This is a genomic window from Kribbella kalugense (assembly GCF_004365875.1).
GTDB classification, from domain to species: Bacteria; Actinomycetota; Actinomycetes; order Propionibacteriales; family Kribbellaceae; genus Kribbella; species Kribbella kalugense.
The window spans coordinates 2,742,584-2,758,532 of the sequence record NZ_SODF01000002.1; the positions used below are offsets into that span (position 1 = coordinate 2,742,584).

19 protein-coding genes are annotated in these 15,949 nt (G+C 67.3%); 12 read left to right on the plus strand and 7 right to left on the minus strand.

Annotation, left to right across the window (positions count from 1 at the left end; translation table 11 throughout):
• Positions 1–3 precede the first annotated feature (3 nt).
• Both EV650_RS31050 and EV650_RS31055 read right to left on the minus strand, forming a co-directional pair.
• Positions 4–753 (minus strand): ABC transporter ATP-binding protein, encoded by a 750-nt coding sequence (locus EV650_RS31050; RefSeq protein ID WP_134122499.1) that lies wholly within the window; start codon positions 751–753, stop codon positions 4–6.
• The gene (locus tag EV650_RS31055) at positions 750–1,175 is read right to left on the minus strand and encodes a DUF1707 domain-containing protein (RefSeq protein ID WP_134122500.1); all 426 of its coding nucleotides are present in this window, start codon (positions 1,173–1,175) and stop codon (positions 750–752) included. Before EV650_RS31055 ends, EV650_RS31050 begins: the two co-directional genes overlap by 4 nt.
• Before the next feature lie 140 nt (positions 1,176–1,315).
• Here EV650_RS31055 and EV650_RS31060 point away from each other — a divergent pair, with 140 nt between their 5' ends.
• Together EV650_RS31060 and EV650_RS31065 are read left to right on the plus strand one after the other, a co-directional pair.
• A complete protein-coding gene (locus EV650_RS31060) occupies positions 1,316–2,029 on the plus strand; it encodes a TetR/AcrR family transcriptional regulator (RefSeq protein ID WP_202875005.1) in 714 nt (237 codons plus the stop codon).
• Positions 2,030–2,092: 63 nt separating this feature from the next.
• Entirely contained in the window at positions 2,093–3,277 is a 1,185-nt protein-coding gene (locus EV650_RS31065; RefSeq protein WP_166678323.1) for a serine hydrolase domain-containing protein, read from the plus strand.
• A gap of 4 nt (positions 3,278–3,281) precedes the next feature.
• On the opposite strand, the gene EV650_RS31070 is transcribed toward EV650_RS31065, so the two are convergent.
• Entirely contained in the window at positions 3,282–4,439 is a 1,158-nt protein-coding gene (locus EV650_RS31070; RefSeq protein ID WP_134122503.1) for a glycoside hydrolase 5 family protein, read from the minus strand.
• Between the two features lie 45 nt (positions 4,440–4,484).
• Positions 4,485–5,501, minus strand: a complete 1,017-nt coding sequence (locus tag EV650_RS31075) for a LacI family DNA-binding transcriptional regulator (protein ID WP_134122504.1) — start codon at positions 5,499–5,501, stop codon at positions 4,485–4,487.
• 85 nt (positions 5,502–5,586) lie between these two features.
• On the opposite strand from EV650_RS31075, the gene EV650_RS31080 reads away from it, so the two are divergent.
• The 3 genes from EV650_RS31080 to EV650_RS31090 are packed head-to-tail and all read left to right on the plus strand — an operon-like array spanning position 5,587 to position 8,659.
• Positions 5,587–6,879 (plus strand): ABC transporter substrate-binding protein, encoded by a 1,293-nt coding sequence (locus EV650_RS31080; protein WP_134122505.1) that lies wholly within the window; start codon positions 5,587–5,589, stop codon positions 6,877–6,879.
• Positions 6,879–7,757, plus strand: coding sequence for a carbohydrate ABC transporter permease (locus EV650_RS31085; protein WP_134122506.1), 879 nt, complete (start codon positions 6,879–6,881; stop codon positions 7,755–7,757). The genes EV650_RS31080 and EV650_RS31085 overlap by 1 nt, the downstream gene beginning before the upstream one ends.
• Entirely contained in the window at positions 7,754–8,659 is a 906-nt protein-coding gene (locus EV650_RS31090; protein WP_134122507.1) for a carbohydrate ABC transporter permease, read from the plus strand. Before EV650_RS31085 ends, EV650_RS31090 begins: the two co-directional genes overlap by 4 nt.
• Before the next feature lie 51 nt (positions 8,660–8,710).
• On the opposite strand, the gene EV650_RS31095 is transcribed toward EV650_RS31090, so the two are convergent.
• Entirely contained in the window at positions 8,711–9,073 is a 363-nt protein-coding gene (locus tag EV650_RS31095; RefSeq protein ID WP_134122508.1) for a hypothetical protein, read from the minus strand.
• 121 nt (positions 9,074–9,194) lie between these two features.
• Positions 9,195–10,055: a phosphotransferase gene (locus EV650_RS31100; RefSeq protein ID WP_238174552.1), complete on the minus strand. Its 861-nt coding sequence runs from the start codon at positions 10,053–10,055 to the stop codon at positions 9,195–9,197.
• Positions 10,056–10,143: 88 nt separating this feature from the next.
• On the opposite strand from EV650_RS31100, the gene EV650_RS31105 reads away from it, so the two are divergent.
• Both EV650_RS31105 and EV650_RS31110 read left to right on the plus strand, forming a co-directional pair.
• Positions 10,144–10,824, plus strand: a complete 681-nt coding sequence (locus tag EV650_RS31105) for a TetR/AcrR family transcriptional regulator (protein ID WP_202875014.1) — start codon at positions 10,144–10,146, stop codon at positions 10,822–10,824.
• Positions 10,821–11,915: an FAD-dependent oxidoreductase gene (locus tag EV650_RS31110; protein WP_134122511.1), complete on the plus strand. Its 1,095-nt coding sequence runs from the start codon at positions 10,821–10,823 to the stop codon at positions 11,913–11,915. Before EV650_RS31105 ends, EV650_RS31110 begins: the two co-directional genes overlap by 4 nt.
• A gap of 58 nt (positions 11,916–11,973) precedes the next feature.
• On the opposite strand, the gene EV650_RS31115 is transcribed toward EV650_RS31110, so the two are convergent.
• Positions 11,974–12,372 (minus strand): DUF1844 domain-containing protein, encoded by a 399-nt coding sequence (locus EV650_RS31115; RefSeq protein WP_134122512.1) that lies wholly within the window; start codon positions 12,370–12,372, stop codon positions 11,974–11,976.
• Positions 12,373–12,743: 371 nt separating this feature from the next.
• Here EV650_RS31115 and infC point away from each other — a divergent pair, with 371 nt between their 5' ends.
• The 5 genes from infC to EV650_RS31140 all read left to right on the plus strand — a co-directional run bounded on the left by infC (position 12,744) and on the right by EV650_RS31140 (position 15,854).
• Complete coding sequence (gene infC / locus EV650_RS31120) at positions 12,744–13,388, plus strand: translation initiation factor IF-3 (protein ID WP_238174553.1); 645 nt, start codon at positions 12,744–12,746, stop codon at positions 13,386–13,388.
• An 87-nt stretch (positions 13,389–13,475) separates the two neighbouring features.
• Positions 13,476–13,670, plus strand: coding sequence for a 50S ribosomal protein L35 (gene rpmI, locus EV650_RS31125; protein WP_134122514.1), 195 nt, complete (start codon positions 13,476–13,478; stop codon positions 13,668–13,670).
• A gap of 80 nt (positions 13,671–13,750) precedes the next feature.
• On the plus strand, positions 13,751–14,143 hold the full coding sequence (rplT, locus tag EV650_RS31130) for a 50S ribosomal protein L20 (protein ID WP_131367113.1): 393 nt from the start codon (positions 13,751–13,753) through the stop codon (positions 14,141–14,143).
• Between the two features lie 20 nt (positions 14,144–14,163).
• A complete protein-coding gene (locus tag EV650_RS31135) occupies positions 14,164–14,964 on the plus strand; it encodes a TrmH family RNA methyltransferase (RefSeq protein WP_134122515.1) in 801 nt (266 codons plus the stop codon).
• Positions 14,961–15,854, plus strand: a complete 894-nt coding sequence (locus EV650_RS31140; protein WP_166678324.1) for a CehA/McbA family metallohydrolase — start codon at positions 14,961–14,963, stop codon at positions 15,852–15,854. The genes EV650_RS31135 and EV650_RS31140 overlap by 4 nt, the downstream gene beginning before the upstream one ends.
• Positions 15,855–15,949 lie beyond the last annotated feature (95 nt).

Sequence of the window (15,949 nt, forward strand, 5' to 3'; positions counted from 1 at the left end):
GGGTCAGCTCTCCGTGGGTGAGAAGCGGCCGGCGCTCAGCTGAGCGAGCTCCGCGGCGACGGCCTCGGCGGTGGGGTGGATGGCTTCGGACACGATCCGGCCGTCGACCAGGAAGACGACGCGATCGGCGTACGACGCGGCGACCGGGTCATGGGTGACCATCACGATGGTCTGGCCGAGTTCGCGGGACTGGTCGCGGAGGAGCGTGAGCACCTCGAGCGCAGTGGTCGTATCCAGCGAACCGGTCGGCTCGTCGGCGAACGTGATCGCTGTACGTCCAGCCAAAGCGCGGGCAATGGCGACCCGCTGCTGCTGGCCGCCGGACAGTTCGCTCGGCCGGTGCTTCGTGCGCTCGCCGAGTCCGACGCGCCGGATGACCTCGGTCACCCAGGCGTCGTCCGGTGACTTCCCGGCGAGTGTCAGTGGAAGTACGACGTTCTGCCGGACCGTCAGCGCGGGCATCAGGTTGAACGACTGGAAGACGAAGGCGACCTGTTCGCGACGCAGCTCGGTCAGCGTGGTCTCGTCGAGGCCGAGGAGCGACCGGCCGGCCAGGTGGACGTCACCGGCGGACGGAGTGTCCAGTCCGGCTGCGCAGTGCAACAGCGTGCTCTTGCCGGAGCCGGACGGGCCCATCACCGCGGTGAAGGTGCCTGCCTCGAAGCCGTAGGTGACACCGGCCAGCGCGTCGACCGCGCCGGAGCCGGTGCCGTACACCTTGCGTACGTCGGTCAGCTGTACCGGTGTGTTCACGGCTCCACCAGTACGTCGGACTTGCGGTGATAGGACTCGTTGGTCCACCAGAGGATCGCGACGACCGCACCCAGACCGAGGTCCGACCAGAGCCACCACGGCCCGTCGAAGTGACCGAAGATCGCCAGCGCCACCCAGACCACGAACTGCACCACGCAGGTGACCAGCCAGGCGCCAGTGACGACGCGCAGTGCCGTGGTCAGGCCGCGGGGCGGGGCCGCGTCGGCGACGCCGGCCATGATCCTGCGGAGTTCGCCGCGAGTCTGGGCGGTGAGGAGCTGCAACTGCCGGTCGCTTGCCTGCGACGGGCTGAGCGCGGCCTGCCGTACGGCGCTGTCGAGCTTGGCAACCGCGGCACGGCGGTCGGCATCGGTCAGCTGGACCTGGTCGGGAGTCAACAGAGGTTCGAGCAGCGTGTTCATGATCGGTCCTTTCGGGGGAGTTCTGATGAGAAAAAGCGTATGGGTTGAACAGTTTCGGCCGCGCGGTGCTCAGGACCCGTTTCGAGGGTGGTGCTAGCACCCCTGTCACACCGCGGGCGGCGTACGTCAGGATGGGAGACATGACCGAGGACCGCGGAGAACTGCCGCCGGGGCTCGCCCTGTCCTGGGGTGTGCTGCCGGTGCAGCGGCGCGGGCCGAAGCCGGCGCTGTCGATCGAGCAGATCGTCGCCACAGGCATCGCGTTCGGCGACAGCGACGGTTTTGAGGCGATCTCGCTGCAGCGGATCGCGGCGCACCTCGGAGTCACCACGAACGCGATGTACCGGTACGTCCGGTCCAAGGAAGAGCTGATCGTGCTCGTGCACGAGAAGGCGGTCGGCCTACCACCCGAGCTGCCGGAGGGCTGGCGTGCGGCCGCGATCGCGTGGGTGGACGCCCAGGTGAAGTTGTACGCCGAGCGTCCGTGGCTGCTCGACGTACCGATCCGTGGCGCGCCCGTGACGCCCAACCTGCTCCGCTGGGTAGAAGCCATGCTGCAGGCGCTTGCCGGGACCGGACTCAGTCAGCACGACAATCTCGGCTGCCTGATGCTGCTGGACGGGTGCGCGCGCAACTACGCGAATCTCGCCCGGCAGCTCGGAGCAAGCGACAACACTCCGGTGCAGGCGGAGCAGGTCGGGCAGTTCCTGGTGCCACGGCTGATGGAGGGCGACTACCCGATGCTGACCGCGATGTACCTGAACCAGGAGTACGAAGACGGTCTCGACGACGACCTGGAGTTCGGCCTGGCCAGAATCCTCGACGGCATCGAAGTACTCATCGCCAAGAGCTAACGCCGGGGAAACAGCCTGGCGAGTTGGATCTCACTGGTCATCGATCACGTGAGGAGAACTCCCTTGGCAATCCACAGCAGGCGTTCGTTTCTGGGCCGGACCGGCCTGGCCGTCGCTCCGGCGGTCGTTGCCGGCGGTGCCTGGACGGTTCCCGCCGCGGCGCAGGGGACCGGCGGCGGGACACCGGCCGCGTTGCGCCCCGGCGGCGAGCTCGACAAGTACCTCGACAAGCTCGCGGCTGACGACTCGTTCTCCGGCACGGTTCTCGTGGTCCGCGACGGCCGCGCGGTGGTGTCGCGCTCGATGGGCTACGCGAACAAGAAGAAGGGTGTCCGCAATCGGGCGGACACCAGATACTGCCTCGCCTCGGTGACGAAGATGTTCACCGCGACGGCGATCGCCCAGCTCGCACAGCGTGGTTCGCTGAGCCTCGTCGATCCGATCGGCAAGTACCTCACCGGATTCGCCGCCGCGGTCGCGGACAAGGTCACGATCCACCACCTGCTCACCCACACGTCCGGCCTCGGCGACTACATGCAGCTCGCGGGGTACTTCGAGGAATCGTCCACCTGGACGACGCCCCGGCAGATGATGGACGGCACCTTGCGCTACATCCGCACCGAGTCGCTCGCGTTCGCGCCGGGCACCGACAGCAAGTACAGCAACTCCGGCTTCCACGTGCTCGGCAGCATCGTGGAGAAGATCTCCGGCGAGTCGTACTACGACTACGTCCGCAAGCACGTGTTCCGCCCGGCCGGCATGACCTCGGCCGACTTCACCACGCGGACCCAATGGCGGACTGACAGCCGGTTCGCGCATCCGTACCCCACTGATGCATCAGGGCAGCGGTACGACGCCACCGATGGCGACATGTACGGCTTCATCGGCACCCCGGCCGGCAATGCCTTCGCGAATGCGGCCGATCTGGTCCGATTCGTCCGGGCCTTGAACGACGGCACGCTGCTGAGTACGACGTACCGCGATGTCTTCGTCACGCCGAAGTTCGCGATGCCGACGCTGCCGGCCAAGCCTGGGCTGCCGGAAGTGATCAACTTCGTCGGGTACGGAGCGGACAGCGCCATCGTCAACGGCACGCTGATCACCGGTCATCTCGGCGGCGCACCGGGTGTGAGCACGAGCACCGAGTGGTACCCGGGCCGCGGCTGGACCGCCGTACACCTGGGTAACTACGACCCGACCCCGGGCGCGAACGTCAACCAGGAGTTGCGGCAGGTCCTGAGCAGCTGATTGATCAGGGCAGGACGATCCGCACCGGACCGTTGCCTCGGGCCTCGACCCACTGCAGGTGGAATTCGCTGCCGGGGGCAACCTCCGCGCGCCGGGCCGGCTGGGTGCGGAGGTTGGCGGGCGCGGTGAGCGTGGTCGCGGTCGCCTGCTCGGGTGCGCCGTTGGCGATGACGTCGGCAAGAGCCTGCGCGGCCGGCTTGCGTTGATGGTCGACGGTGAACAGGCCGAGGTCGTACTCACGATCCGGGAAGTCCAGCAGGCGGCGGTCGATGTCGTGCGACGACCACCAGGTCACGCCGTACAGGGCCGGGTTCGGCAGGACGGTCTCGAGGGTACGGCGGGTGAACTCGGCCTGCAGGTCGACCGGGATGTCCGGCCCGGGTACGCCGATCTCCTGCAACCACACGGGTCGACCCGGGTCGAGTGCCGTGGCTCTGGCGAGCTCGACCAGGTAGTCGGCGTGCGTGAGTGTGGCCGGGCCGAGGGGACCGTCCACCCGTGAGACCCCGTTGAATACCCACGAGTGGACGGTGGTCAGGTCACCCAGGTCCACCGCGTCAACGGGGTGGAACGGGTGATCGGGCTTGTACCAGGCGTCGTCGAACACCGAGTGCAGCGCGAGCACGTCGGGTGCTGCCTTCTTCAATGTGGTCAGCAGGTCCTGCGCCCAGGCAGTCGACGCTTGGGGAGTGGTCGCGCTGTCCGGCCAGAGATTGTTGACCTCGTTGCCGAGGGTGATCGCGAAGACGTTCGGCTTCGTCGCGACCGCACGGGCCACGGCATCGACGTACGCCGTGAGGCCGTCGCGGACCGTCGAATCCTCGAACAGGCTGGTCTTGTGCCAGGTGAGCACCCACGACGGGAGGAAGTCGAAGCTCGACAGGTGCCCCTGGATCAGGTCGACCGCGACGCTCAGTCCGTGTTCGGCGGCCGCGTCGACGGTGTCGAGCAGGTCGGCGATCGCGCGCTCGCGGATGATCGAGCGGTTCGGCTGGATCCACGGCCAGACCGGGAACACCCTCACATGGTCCAGGCCGATCCCGGCCAGATCCGCGAAGTCCCGGCGTACCGCGGCGCCGTCGTAGTCCAGCCAGCTGTAGAACCATCCCGCCGAGGGAACGTAGTTCGCGCCGAACCGGGGCGTGACGGTCTGCAGAGCCATGCCGAGGATGCTAAATCGGTTTAGGCCAGACAAGCAACCGCAGGGTCAGGCCGGGGGTGCGGTGGACTCGCGGACGGTGAGGACGGGGTCGGCGGTGCGGCGGTTGATGACCGGGATGGGGCTGGCGATGGTCTCGAGCAGGACCTCGGCCGCCTGGCGGCCGAAGTCGAAGGTGTCGCGAGAGAGCGCGGTCAGGGCGGGGTGCATGAGCTGGGTCAGGATCGAGTCGTCGAAGGCGACGATGGACAGGTCGCCCGGCACCGAGACGCCCATCTCCATCGCGACGCCCAGCCCGGCGACCGCCATCACGTCGCTGTCGTAGACGATCGCGGTCGGCCGGTCCGACTGGGACAACAGCTTCCGGGTGATCGCGGCGCCTTCGGCATCGCTGAAGTCCGTCGTGAGCGACGGCGCGTCGACCAGGCCGAGCCTCGGCGCGGCGTCGCGGACGGCCCGGATCCGCCGCTGGGTGTGCTGGAAGTTCGGCGTACCGGCCACGTGGGCGATCCGCCGGTGACCGAGCGCGGCGAGGTACTCCACGATCGAGAGCATGGCGTCGCGGTCGTCCGCCCAGACCGAGGGCAGCGCGCCCTTCCCGCCGCGCCCGCCGATCATCACGGCCGGCAGCTCGAGTGTTTTGAGTGCGTCGACCCGCGGGTCTTTGACGGTCAGGTCGACCAGGATCACGCCGTCGACCCGGTGCTCCGAGGCCCACCGCCGGTACACCTCGATCTCGGCCGCGGTGTCCTCGACGATCAGCAGTTGCAGCGAGATCGACTCCGCCGAAAGGCCCGACTGCACGCCGGACAGCAGGTGCGCGAAGAACGGCTCGACGCCGAGCGTCCGGGCCGGTCGCGCGATCACCATCCCGACCGAGTCGACCCGGGACGCACCGAGCGCCCGCGCCGCGCTGTGCGGGCGCCAGCTCATCTGCTCGGCGATCTTCAGGATCCGCTCCCGGGTCGCGTCGCTGACGCCGGGCCGCCCGTTCAGCGCGAACGACACCGCGCCCTTGGACACCCCGGCCCTGGTTGCGATATCCGCGATCGTCGGTCTGGCCACGTGTTCCTCCCTCACCCTTGACAGCGGATTCTACGATCCCCGATAGTGCAGGAGCTATACCGGTTTATCAACCCAGGAGATTTCCATGCGTAGACGCCGTCTGGCGCCGGTGGCCGCCCTTGCCGCCGCAGCACTCACTTTGGCAGGTTGCGGCCTCGGATCCGATGATTCGGGCAGCGGCGGCGCCAAGCCGACCGTCGACGCGAATGCCAAGGTGACCGGGGAGGTCAGCTTCCAGACCTGGGCGCTGAAGCCGAAGTTCACGTCGTACGTCGAAGGCGTGATCAAGGCCTTCGAGGCGAAGTACCCGGGCACGCACGTCACCTGGCTGGACCAGCCCGGCGACGGCTACGACAAGAAGGTGCTGAGCCAGGCCTCGGCCGGCCAGTTGCCGGACGTGACGAACCTGCCGCCGGACTTCGCGCTCCCGCTGGCCAAGCAGAACATGCTCCTCGACGTCGCGGCCGCGGACCCGAAGCTCAACGACGAGTACGTCGAGGGCGGCGTGCAGGCGTACCAGTACCAGGGGATGAGCGGGACCTTCGGTTACCCGTGGTACCTGAACACCGACATCGACTACTGGAACGCTACCAAGTTCGCAGCGGCCGGCCTGGACGTGAAGAACCCGCCGAAGACCTTCGACGAGCTGCTCGCGGCCGCCAAGGTCATGCACGACAAGACCGGCGGCAAGGAGTACCTGATGAGCCGCCTGCCGGGCATCGGTGACTTCACCAACGCCGGCATCAAGATCCTGTCCGACGACGGCAAGAAGTTCACCTTCAACACCCCCGAGGCCGCCGCGCTGCTGGACAAGTACCGCGACGCGTACAAGGCCGGTTACATGCCGCGCGACATCCTGACCAACGAGTACCTGGGCAACTCCAAGCTCTTCACCCAGAACAAGGTCGCCTGGACCACCGGCGGCGGCAACGCGATCCAGGACTTCCAGAAGGACAACCCGTCGCTGAAGGGCAAGGTCGTCCCGTCGCCCGCGCTCGACACCCCGCCGCTGTACGTGCAGGGTCTGTCGGTCTCGGCCAAGACCAAGAACCAGGCGGCCGCGATCGCGCTGGCCCGGTTCGTCACCAACGCCGAGAACCAGGCCGCGTTCGCGAAGATCGTGAACATCTTCCCGTCCACCAAGGCCTCGGCCCAGGACCCGTACTTCTCCAAGAGCGACGGTACGCCGGAGAGTGACGCCAAGGTGCTCGCGTTCCAGTCGCTGGCGAAGGCGAAGAACCTGCAGCCGCCGGTGATCAGTGGGGCGACCAACGACTTCATCGGGCAGCAGATCTCGCTGGCGATCTCCGGCAAGATCTCGTCCCAGGCAGCCCTCGACGCGGCGGTGGCGAAGGCCAACCAGCTCCTTACCCAGTAATGCGATACAACCGTTGGTTCACCCCGTGGGTGCTGGTCATTCCAGCACTCACGTGGTTGCTCGTCTTCAACCTGTGGCCGTCGATCAACACCGTCATCCTGTCGTTCACGAACGCCAGGCCGATCGGCGGCGGCCACTTCGTCGGGCTGAAGAACTTCGAGACCCTGCTGCACGACGAGCAGCTGCGCTGGGCGTTGCTGAACAGCGTCATCTACATGGTGGTCTGCCTGCCGTTCCTGACCGTCCTGCCGCTGCTGCTTGCCGTACTGGTCGAGAAGAAGCTGCCCGGGATCACGTTCTTCCGTACGGCGTTCTACACGCCCGTAGTGGCGTCCGCCGTTGTGGTCGCGCTGATCTGGCAGTGGATCCTGGACGACCGCGGTCTGGTCAACGGGCTGGCCGAGAAGCTCGGGGTGATCTCCGGGCCGTTGCCGTTCCTGTCCGACCAGTGGCTGTTGTTGCTCAGCGCAATCAGTCTGACGATCTGGAAGGGGCTCGGGTACTATATGATCATCTACCTGGCCGCTCTCGGGAACGTCGGGCGTGAGCTGCACGAGGCGGCCGCGGTCGACGGAGCCGGGCCGTTCCGGCGGTTCGTGCACATCACCATTCCCGGCGTACGCGGGACGATGATCCTGATCTCGATCCTGATCTCGGTGTCGGCGCTTCGGGTGTTCTCCGAGTTGTTCATCCTGAGCGGCGGCAAGGGTGGTCCTGGTGGACGGGACAGCTCGGTGGTGATGCTGATCCAGCAGTACAGCCAGGGATTCGAGGGCAACCTCGGGTACGCGTCGGCGTTGTCGATCGTGCTGTTCTTCGTCACCGTCGTACCGATGCTGGTGCTGGCGCGTCTCAACCGTCGAGGGGCTGAAGCATGACCACTGTGACGGAGCGGCCGGCCCAGGTGCAGGACGGTACGACGCCTGCCCGGCGGAAGGGTTCGTTCGGGTTCAACTCGGTCTCGCCGCGGGAGAAGGTGGTTCGGTACCTGCTGCTGGTGTTCGTGCTGCTGATCACGATCGGGCCGTTCCTGTGGCAGCTGTCGACGTCGCTGAAGGGCTCCGGGGAGGACATCTACACCCGGATCCCGCAGTTGCTGCCGTCACAGCCGACGTTCCACCACTACAAGGAAGTCACCGACACGATCCCGGTCTGGGACTACGCGCGGAACTCGCTGCTGGTCGCCGTACTGGTTGTCGGCGGCAACGTGATCGGTGCGTCGCTGGCCGGGTTCGCGATCTCGCGGTTGCAGTTCCGCGGCCGTCGCATTGTGCTCGGGCTGTTCCTCGCCACCCTGGTGCTGCCGGGTGAGGTCACGATCATCTCGCAGTACGTGACGGTGCGGGAGCTCGGACTGGCGAACACACTGTTCGGCGTCGCGCTGCCGGGCATGATCGGCGCACTCAACGTCTTACTGATGTACAACGCGTTCCGCGCGCTGCCGCTCGAGGTCGACCAGGCCGCCATCGTCGACGGCGCGAACGCCTGGCAGCGGTTCGTGTACATCGGTCTGCCGTCGGTGCGCGGGACCGTCAGCGTGATCGCGATCTTCGCGTTCATCGGCGCCTGGGACGACTTCCTCTGGCCGCTGATCGTGCTCACCGACCCGAACAAGTACACCCTGACCGTCGGCCTCCAATACCTGTCCGGCACCTTCAGCAACAACCCCCGCCTGATCGCCGCCGGCACAATGATCGCCTTCATCCCGATCGTCATAGTCTTCGCCACCCTCCAACGCTTCTTCTTCAAAGGCGTCGAAGAAGGAGCCGTCAAGGGATAGCGAACAGCCGGCTCCGACCCCTGGTGCGGGTCGGAGCCGGTTCTCTTGCTGCTACTTCACGAGGACGATCGAGTTGATCGGGGTGAAGTCGTACGGTGCGTACGCGCCGGTGAAGCGGTGCACCGGGTAGCAGTTCGTGCCGTTGTAGCCGGTGCAGATCTGGAAGCCCGCGCCGCCGGTCTGGCTGTTGATCAGGACCTTGGTGCCGATCACGTTCGACAGGTTGTGGGCGCCGTAGCTGTACCAGATGTTCTTGCTGAGGATGCTGCCGTTCGGCTCCTGCAGACACACTGCCCCCGACGGGCACGTCGCCGTTGTGCCGGTGGTCGCCGCGTTGGCGGTCGGTGCCAGTGCCACGCCCGTACCGATCACAGCGGCAGCGATTCCAGCGGCAGTCATAGCGATCTTGCGCATGCTTTCGTCCCCTCTTGTGTGGATGGTCCTCGGTCGAAGACCACACCTCGAAGTTAGGAGACATCCGGGACGTCGTGGGGCACTCCGGGTCCATTTCGGTCTGCACCGAAACGGGTTGCGTTCAGTTCATCCGCGTCTCGGCGAAGTTCAGCCAGGTGGTGGTGTCGGCTGGCGTGTGGTGACGGATCGACCAGTCGACCAGACGCAGGCTCATGTGTGCCCAGTACAGCCGCAGTACGGCGGGGGAGAGCACGTTCTCGAGGAGTTCGTCGTACCACGTGAGGTCGCCGGGGAGACGTACGTGGGCGTCGAATCGCAGTGTGACAAGGCCGAATCGCTGGTCGCCGCGGCCGATGCCGTCCCAGTCGACGATGCCGGTGAGCTCGCCGGCGTCATCGACCAGCACGTTGCCGGTGTGGAAGTCGAGATGCACGAGATCGTCGCCGGTCATCCCGCTCGGCTCGTCCCGCCCGACCTCGTGGACCCATCCCAGCAGCCGTCGCGTGCGGTCGTCGTACCGCTCCAAGGACTCGTGCAGACAGAAGCCGGGTCCGCTCTCGAGCAGGTACATCGACGGGACCGGCAGGTCGGCGGCCAGTCCTGAGAAGCGATCGGTCAACGCGATCATCGATTCGAGCAGCGCGCGGTCGATCACCGTCGGCGGTCGACCGGGCAGCCGCTCCTGGACCACGCCGACTCCGCCAGGTACCTCGACGAGCAGCTGGTACTGCGGAACTGGCAGTCCGTGCTGTCGCGCCGCGTCGAGGACTCCCGCCGTACGCCGAAGGTCCGAGAGCGACCCGAATCCGCGGGTGAGGACGCCGTCCCGCCCGTCCGGCCAGCGAACGAACGCCGCACCGACCTGCCCGTCCGCTGCCCGCCCGACGAACTCCAGCCCGGCCCCGCTGGCCTGATTCACCTCGAGCAGCAACTGCTCAGCGTCGAGCTTCGGAACAGGGGGCGGAACGGCTTCAGCAGTCACAGCGACAGACCGTACCGGCCGGGCACGTACTAGCCGACTGGATTTGACGAACTTGTTCGTAACGAACATGTTCGTTACAGTGGATCGCATGATGGATGAACCCAGGAGCCGGCGGGAGCGGCCGGCCAAGGCGGCGCTGACGCGGCGCGGGATCGTGGCGGCGGCGGTCGAGGTGATGCGGGCCGAGGGACTGGACCGGGTGACCATGCGGCGGCTGGCGAAGGAGCTCGACACCGGGCCGGCCTCGCTGTACGTGTACTTCCGCAACACCGCCCAACTGCATGTCGCCGTGCTCGACGAGCTGCTCGGGTCCGTCGACCTGGCGCCGGTCAAGGCTGCCGGGGACTGGCGAGAGCGGCTTGAGGCGGTGCTGGCGTCGTACACGCTGATGCTGTTCGAGTACCCGAGTCTGGCCCAGTCCGCCGTCACCGCGCGGCCGTCGGGCGAGAACTATCTGAAGCTGGTGGAGTCGATCCTCGCGCTGCTCGACGAGGGCGGCGTACCGCCACAACAGGCCTCCTGGGGTGTCGACCTGCTGCTCAAGGTGGCCACCGCGACCGCTGCCGAGCACGCCGGCGGTGAGGACCCCGAGCAATGGGACGAGGTCGGCGCCGCGTTGCGTGCGGTCCGGTCGGAGACCCATCCGCGGATCGCCGCGCTGGGGGAGGACTTGCTGAGTGGTCCGGGCCCGGCCCGGACGTCGTGGGGCATCCGCGTTCTGATCAACGGAGTGATCGCCACTCCACGCACGGGAGGAAAACAGTCATGACCACACACCATGAGATCGCGATCATCGGAGCCGGCCTCGGCGGTTTGACGCTGGCCCGAGTTCTGCACGTCAGCGGCATCGAAGCCGCTGTCTACGAGCTGGACGAGTCGCCGACCGCCCGCACCCAGGGCGGCATGCTCGACATCCATGAAGAGTCCGGCCAGCAGGCGCTGCGCGCAGCGGGTCTGTACGACGACTTCGTCAAGCTGATCCTGCCGGGCGCCGAGACGATGAAGATCTACGACCAGCACGCCGTACTGCGTCTCGACGAGGATCACGAGGAGACCGGCCGGCCGGAGGTGCATCGCCGGGACCTGCGCGACCTCCTGCTCGGAAGTCTGCCGGAGGGCGTCATCCGCTGGGGCTCGAAGGTCGTCGAGATCTCGGACGACCGGGAGGTGCGGCTGGCTGACGGGAGTACGTTCACCGCCGACCTGCTCGTTGGTGCGGACGGCGCGTGGTCGAAGGTGCGACCGCTGGTTTCGGATGCAAGCCCGGCGTACCTGGGCCTGTCGTTCGCCGAGCTGAACCTGCTCGACCCCGAGGTGCGGCATCCGGAGAGCGCCGAGCTGATCGGCGGCGGCATGATGATGGCCCTCGGCAACGGTCGCGGCTTCCTGGCCCACCGCGAACCCGACCGCCTGCACGTGTACGCCGCCGTGCGAATGGACGCGGAATGGGCGGCCGACGAGGTCACCAAGGAGACCCTGCTGGCCGAGTTCAAGGACTGGGACGACCGCTTCTTGAAGCTCGTCCGTGACGCCGAGGGTGACCTGACTCCGCGGGCGATCCACGCCCTGCCCGTCGGTCACCGGTGGGATCGGGTCCCCGGCGTCACCCTCCTCGGAGACGCCGCCCACGTGATGTCGCCGTTCGCCGGTGAGGGCGCCAACCTGGCGATGCAGGACGGAGCCGAGCTGGCCGCCGCCCTGGTGGCCGAGTCGGACACCGAGACCGCGCTGGCGACCTACGAGGCGGCGCTCTTCCCACGGGCCGAAGCGTCCGCCGCCGAATCCACCGAGAACCTCGAGATCTCCTTCGCCCCGGACGCCCCCGCCGGCATCCTCAACTTCTTCAACTCGATGCCCTGAGCGAGCCCGCTTTTCGGAACTTAGTTTGCGCTGGGCGGCAGCAATGTTCCGGAAAGCGTCACTGTGGGCGGGCGGCCGCGGGGGAGACGGCGCCGGTGTACTTTTCGCCGGGGCCTTGGCCGGGGTCGTCCTGGATTTCGCTGGCTTCGCGGAAGGCGAGTTGGAGTGAGCGGAGGCCGTCGCGGAGTGGGGCGGCGTGGTGGTGGCCGAGGGATGGTGCGGCTGCGTCCAGGAGGCCGGCCAGGGAGTCGATCAGGGAGCGGGCCTCGTCGAGGTCCTTGTGCTCGGGCAGGTCGGCGGCCAGGCCCAGGTTGACGGCGGCGGCGCTCATCAGGTGGAGTGCGGCGGTCGAGATGATCTCGACGGCGGGGACCTCGGCGATGTCGCGGGAAGCGGTCGACAGCGGATCGGGCCGTTCGGCGTCGTCGGTCTGCGGAGTGGCATCTGCGTCGGTCATGCTGTTACTCTTACATGGCGACCGACCAGGTCCGATGGTGACCCCTGAGCGGAATACTCAAGGGCCGGCAAAGGTTCTGGTCTAAGCGGAGGGCCACCTCCCACCCAGTCGATGAACAGTCGGCGGGTCCCGGTCACGTCGAGGTTCCGGAGCGATCCGGTGCCGAGGCGATCGTACGGCGAACCTTCCCGGAAGGTTGGAGCGCCGTCGATCTGGGAATTGGGCCTTCGTGTACACGCACGAGGGCCTTTGTCGTTTCCAGCGACAGTCCGGGTCCTGGGCGGGTACGAGGGTGGCACCAGTACTAGTTCAATCCAGGAGGACCCATCACCACTGATTTGCGCGTCAACGAGCGCATCCGCGTTCCCGAGGTGCGACTGGTCGGACCGAACGGTGAGCAGGTAGGCATCGTCCGGATCGAGGACGCACTTCGGCTGGCCCAGGAGGCCGATCTCGACCTGGTCGAGGTCGCGGCTACCGCCCGGCCTCCGGTCTGCAAGTTGATGGATTTCGGCAAGTACAAGTACGAGACCGCGCAGAAGGCGCGCGAGTCACGCCGGAACCAGACCAACACCGTCATCAAAGAGATGAAGCTGCGGCCGAAGATCGACCCGCACGACTACGAGACCAAGAAGGGTCACGTAGTGCGGTTCCTGAAGGCCGGGGACAAGGTCAAGATCACCATCATGTTCCGCGGTCGTGAGCAGTCCAGGCCGGAGCTCGGCTTCCGGTTGCTGCAGCGGCTGGCCGAAGACGTGACCGAGCTCGGCTTCGTCGAGTCCTCGCCGCGTCAGGACGGCCGAAACATGATCATGGTGCTCGGACCGCACAAGAAGAAGTCCGAAGCGCGCGTGGACGTGGAAGCCGAGAAGGCGGAGCGCAAGGCCGCGCGGGAGGCCGACGAAGAGGCCGAGCGCGTGGAGCGCGCCGAGCAGGTTCAGGCTCACGAGGCCGAACGTGCCGCCGGTGTCACGAAGAAGCCGAAGGGTCCGGCCGACAATCTCGACCCGGAGTGACGAGACGCTCCGGCCGCAGGGCGTCACGCAGCCGGAGCACGTCAACCGAAGATCGAGTCAACGAAGAAAACCAGGAGCACAACAGCCATGCCGAAGATGAAGACCCACTCGGGGATGAAGAAGCGCGTCCGGATCACCGGCACGGGCAAGGTTCGCCGCGAGCAGACCGGCGTCCGGCACCTCGCCGAGGCGAAGTCGTCCAAGCGCAAGCGTCGCCTGAGCGGCACCGTCGAGGTCGCCCCGTCGTACGCGAAGAAGGCCAAGAAGCTTCTCGGCATTTGAGTACTGCCCATACCCCCCGAACATCCCCGCCGAGTGGGCACCTTCTGTCTCCGGCGCAGAAATACAAGGAGTAACACCTCATGGCACGCGTGAAGCGGGCAGTCAACGCCCACAAGAAGCGCCGGGTCGTACTCGAGCAGGCCAGCGGTTACCGCGGCCAGCGCTCGCGGCTGTACCGCAAGGCCAAGGAGCAGGTCACCCACTCGCTCGTCTACGCCTACCGTGACCGCAAGGCGCGCAAGGGCGACTTCCGCAAGCTGTGGATCCAGCGGATCAACGCCGCGGTCCGGGCCGAGGACCTGACCTACAACCGCTTCATCCAGGGCCTGCGGCTGGCCGAGGTCGAGGTCGACCGCAAGATCCTCGCCGACCTGGCCGTCAACGACCCGGCCGCGTTCTCCGCGCTCGTGCAGGTGGCCAAGGCCGCCCTGCCGGCGGACGTGAACGCGCCGAAGTCCGACGCCGCGGCCTGAGCAACACCCTCTACACCACAGTGGCGAGTCCCGGTCTGCTGACCGCGCAATCCGTGCGGATCAAGCAGGCCCGGCGGCTCGCCACTCGTGCGTTCCGGCGCAAGATCGGCCGGTTCCTGGTCGAGGGCCCACAGGCCGTCCGGGAAGCCCTCGAGCACCGCGAACTCGTCCTCGAGGTGTACGCCGAACCCGCGGTGGCGACCCGTCATCGCGATCTCCACGACCTGGCCGCCGCTGCTGACGTCCCGTGGTTCGAGGTCGACCGCGCCGCGATCGAAGCGTTGAGCGAGACCGTCACCTCCCAGGGCGTGGTCGCCGTCTGCTCGCTGGTGACCGTGCCGCTCGGATCCACCGGGAAGCTCATCGCCGCCGGAGTCCAGGTCCGTGACCCCGGCAACGTCGGCACTCTGATCCGTACGGCGGACGCCGCCGGCGCGGATGCCGTCGTACTGTCGACGGAGTCTGTCGACCCGCACAATCCCAAGGCCGTCAGGGCCAGTGTCGGCAGCATCTTCCACGTGCCGGTCACCACTGACGTGGACATCGTCGAGGCCGTTCAGACGTGGCGCGATCAAGGCCTGCAGGTGCTCGCGGCCGATGGGTACGGCGCGACTGATCTCGACACCTGCATCGACGACGGCACGCTCGCGAAGCCGACCGTCTGGCTGTTCGGCAACGAGGCCCACGGGCTGCCGGACGGCATCAACGCGGTCGTCGACCACTCGGTCAAGGTCCCGATCTACGGACGCGCCGAATCCCTCAACCTCGCCACGGCGGCTGCGATCTGCCTGTACGCATCGGCCCGAGCGCAACGCGAATGACGCCGTTCGACCTGCCGGGCAAGTTCTGGCGCGGGAATCTGCACACGCACTCGAACCGCTCCGACGGAGCGTTGTCGCCGCGCGAGACCGCGCAGGTGTATCGCGAGGCCGGGTACGACTTCGTGTCGATCACCGACCACTTCCGGCCCGAGTACGGGTTCCCGATGACGGACACGCGGGAGCTTCGGTCGGATGGGTTCACCACGCTGATCGGCGCCGAGTTACACGCACCACGCACTGAAGTGGGACAGGCGTGGCACATCGTGGCGGCGGGGCTGCCGCTGGATTTCTCGACGCCGGGCAAGACAGAGACCGGGCCCGAGTTGGCGCGCCGAGCCCGAGACGCCGGGGCGTTCGTTGGGATGGCCCATCCGGCGGCGTCGCTGCTGACGGCCATCGACGCCGAGAGCCTGGACGCGGCCCATTCGGTCGAGGTCTACAACGCACTCTCCGACCGGGAGAACCGTGGCGACAGCTGGCACCTGGCCGATGTCTTGCTCAACCGCGGTCACCGCCTCACGACGTACGCCGCAGACGACGCCCACCTGCAACCCCAAGACCCACCACCCTGCCAGGCCTGGGTGCAGGTCCGCTCGGAAGCACTCACACCGGACGCACTGCTGGCCTCCTTGAAGGCCGGCCATTTCTACTCCAGCACCGGCCCCGAGCTGTACGACGTACGCATCGAAGGCGACGTGGTCGTGGTCCGCTGCTCGCCCGCGACGAAGATCCTGCTCAGCGGCGGCCACCCCGGTGCAGAGGTTGCCCAGGGCACCGATCTGACCGACTGCTCGCTCCCGCTAGGTCTGTTCCGCGGCACCCACTGCCGCATCACCATCGAGGACGCCGCCGGCGGCCGCGCCTGGACCAACCCGATCCACCTGTCTTAGTTGACGTCGTGGCGGGGCGCGTGTCAGCGTTGGGGTAGCGCGTGCCAGGGCGCCTCCTCTCCGCGGCAAGCACCGAGTGCACCTGGATCGCAGGA

Excerpts from the sequence above, each read along its gene's own strand:
- EV650_RS31085 (WP_134122506.1), top strand. The coding sequence starts at position 6,879 with ATGCGATACAACCGTTGGTTCACCCCGTGGGTGCTGGTCATTCCAGCA.
- EV650_RS31070 (WP_134122503.1), bottom strand. The coding sequence starts at position 4,439 with ATGGCTCTGCAGACCGTCACGCCCCGGTTCGGCGCGAACTACGTTCCC.
- EV650_RS31095 (WP_134122508.1), bottom strand. The coding sequence starts at position 9,073 with ATGCGCAAGATCGCTATGACTGCCGCTGGAATCGCTGCCGCTGTGATC.
- EV650_RS31060 (WP_202875005.1), top strand. The coding sequence starts at position 1,316 with ATGACCGAGGACCGCGGAGAACTGCCGCCGGGGCTCGCCCTGTCCTGG.
- rpmI (WP_134122514.1), top strand. The coding sequence starts at position 13,476 with ATGCCGAAGATGAAGACCCACTCGGGGATGAAGAAGCGCGTCCGGATC.
- EV650_RS31105 (WP_202875014.1), top strand. The coding sequence starts at position 10,144 with ATGATGGATGAACCCAGGAGCCGGCGGGAGCGGCCGGCCAAGGCGGCG.
- EV650_RS31080 (WP_134122505.1), top strand. The coding sequence starts at position 5,587 with ATGCGTAGACGCCGTCTGGCGCCGGTGGCCGCCCTTGCCGCCGCAGCA.
- EV650_RS31115 (WP_134122512.1), bottom strand. The coding sequence starts at position 12,372 with ATGACCGACGCAGATGCCACTCCGCAGACCGACGACGCCGAACGGCCC.
- EV650_RS31055 (WP_134122500.1), bottom strand. The coding sequence starts at position 1,175 with ATGAACACGCTGCTCGAACCTCTGTTGACTCCCGACCAGGTCCAGCTG.
- EV650_RS31110 (WP_134122511.1), top strand. The coding sequence starts at position 10,821 with ATGACCACACACCATGAGATCGCGATCATCGGAGCCGGCCTCGGCGGT.
- EV650_RS31140 (WP_166678324.1), top strand. The coding sequence starts at position 14,961 with ATGACGCCGTTCGACCTGCCGGGCAAGTTCTGGCGCGGGAATCTGCAC.
- EV650_RS31090 (WP_134122507.1), top strand. The coding sequence starts at position 7,754 with ATGACCACTGTGACGGAGCGGCCGGCCCAGGTGCAGGACGGTACGACG.
- rplT (WP_131367113.1), top strand. The coding sequence starts at position 13,751 with ATGGCACGCGTGAAGCGGGCAGTCAACGCCCACAAGAAGCGCCGGGTC.